This is a genomic window from Saccharopolyspora sp., assembly GCF_017434145.1.
Lineage (GTDB): Bacteria > Actinomycetota > Actinomycetes > Mycobacteriales > Pseudonocardiaceae > Saccharopolyspora_C > Saccharopolyspora_C galaxeae.
Genome location: NZ_JAFRFW010000918.1, coordinates 1 through 2,202 on the forward strand (window position 1 = coordinate 1; position 2,202 = coordinate 2,202).

The window sequence follows — 2,202 nt, forward strand, 5'->3', positions numbered from 1 at the left end:
GCAGCATGGTTTCGCTGACCAGCACGCCCCAGCCGGTCGTGCCGGGCGCGCGCCACGGCAGCGGGCGGGCCTCGGCGGCGAACCAGTCGATCAGCTCGGTGGGGTCCCAGGCGGTCGTCGTCATCTCGGCACCGATCCTGCCAGGCGCGCGCCGGAGCTCCCGGGGCGCCCCGGAACCGGCCGCGTACCGGGGCAAGACCACACGAACGGACTGATCTTGCTGCCTGAACGGCGGTACAAATACGCCTGATCGGGTGATCATCGATTGGTCGGCTCAGCGGGATCACCGGGTTACTGTCGGACCGTGCTGGATCCCATCGGACCGCGTCGCCCCGAGGTGTACTGGCGCCGCCGAGCGGTGGCGTTCGGTGCGGTCCTGCTGGCGATCGCTCTCGCGGTGTGGGGCGTGATCGCGCTGGCCGGAGCGCTCGTCCCGGCAGCATCGCAGCAAGCCGGAACGCACGGGGGCGCCCCGCCGCCGCAGGCCGCCGCGCCACCCGCGGCTCCACCGGCGTGCGGCGACCGGGACCTGCGGATCACCGCGGAGCCGGTGCGCCCGGAGATCCCGGCAGGCGAACCGGTCGGGCTGCGCATGGTCATCACCAACACCGGCCCGGTGGACTGCGTCCGGGACACCGGCCGGATGCTGCGCGAGGTCGTGGTGTCCACTGCGGACGGCAAGCGCTTCTGGTCGAGCAACGACTGCCAGACCGAATCCAGCAACGAGATGCCGGTGCTGGCCCCCGGTGAATCCGTCCGCAACGAACTCGAATGGACCGGCGTCGCCTCCACCCCGGAAGCATCGCCCGAGCAGTGCGCCGCCAAGCGCGAAACCGCTCCCGCGGGCGACTACGTCGTCGGCGCCCGCCTGGGCGGCCTCATCAGCCAGCCAACCCCGTTCCGCCTCACCTGACCCCGTTCATCGTGGGTGAACGGACCGTTGGTCCGAATAGATTGGTCGAACGGTCCGTTCACCCGCTGAGGCTGGCGCGTGCGGGAGAGGCTCAGTTCGAGCGCAGCGACTTGAGGGCGGTTTGCAGGTCGGGCACGACGGTGGCCTTGATCCCGGAGGGGAGCCTGCCGGAATCCGGCGGCACCAGCGCGCGGTCGAAACCCAGCCGCTGCGCCTCCGCGAGCCGCCTGCCCACCGCGTTCACCCGGCGGATCTCCCCGGCCAGCCCGACCTCGCCGACCACCACCATGTTCGGCGGCAGCGGAACGTCCATGGCCGACGATGCGATGGCCAGCGCCACCGCCAGGTCCGCGGCCGGCTCGGTGACCTTCATGCCGCCGACAGTGGCCGCGAACACCTCCTTCTCGCCGGTGCGGACCCGGCCGCGCTTTTCCAGCACCGCCAGCGCCATCGACACCCGCGCCGAGTCCAGCCCGCTCACCGCCCGGCGCGGGATCTGCATCTGGGTCGGCGCGACCAGCGCCTGCACCTCCGCCAGCAGCGGGCGCTTGCCCTCGACCATGACCGTCACCGCGGTTCCCGGGACCGCAGCCTCCTGGCGGTTCAGGAACAACCCGGAGGGATCGGCCACCTCGGCGATCCCGTCGTCGCGCTGCTCGAAGCAGCCGACCTCGTCGGCCGGGCCAAAACGGTTCTTGATTCCGCGCAGCATCCGCAGCGACGAATGCCGGTCGCCCTCGAAGTTGAGCACCACGTCCACCAGGTGTTCCAGCGCGCGCGGTCCCGCCACCGCGCCGTCCTTGGTCACGTGCCCGACCAGCACCACCGGCAGCCCGCGTTCCTTGGCCAGCGCGACCAGGCCGGAGGTGACCGCGCGGACCTGGGTGACCCCGCCCGGCGTGCCGTCCACGTCCGGCGACTGCACGGTCTGCACCGAGTCGATGATCAGCAGTCCGGGGCGGATGGCGTCCACGTGCCCGAGCACGGCTCCGAGGTCGGCCTCCGAACCGAGGTAGAGCTCGGGGTGCAGCGAGTCGGTGCGCTCCGCGCGCAACCGCACCTGGCCCGCCGATTCCTCACCCGTGACGTACAGCGAAGGGCCGCCCGAACCGGCCGCCGCCCAGCGGTGCGCGACCTCCAGCAGCAGCGTCGACTTGCCCACTCCCGGCTCCCCGGCCAGCAGCATCACCGCGCCAGGCACGATCCCGCCGCCGAGCACCCGGTCCAGCTCGGCGATGCCGGTCGGCACCTGCCGGGCCGAGTCCAGGTCCACTTCGGCGATCGGGCGC

At 72.3% G+C, this 2,202-nt stretch carries 2 protein-coding genes and 1 pseudogene; 1 reads left to right on the forward strand and 2 read right to left on the reverse strand.

Annotated features, from left to right (window positions below; genetic code table 11):
• Positions 1 to 124, reverse strand: a pseudogene (locus tag IJH84_RS24795) (A/G-specific adenine glycosylase); the annotation flags it as partial.
• Positions 125 to 304: 180 nt separating this feature from the next.
• Between IJH84_RS24795 and IJH84_RS24800 the strand changes: the two are divergent.
• On the forward strand, positions 305 to 913 hold the full coding sequence (locus tag IJH84_RS24800) for a hypothetical protein (protein WP_295149677.1): 609 nt from the start codon (positions 305 to 307) through the stop codon (positions 911 to 913).
• 91 nt (positions 914 to 1,004) lie between these two features.
• Here the strand turns inward: IJH84_RS24800 and radA are convergent.
• The coding region (radA, locus tag IJH84_RS24805) for a DNA repair protein RadA (protein ID WP_295149679.1) at positions 1,005 to 2,202 on the reverse strand (1,198 nt) is incomplete at its 5' end.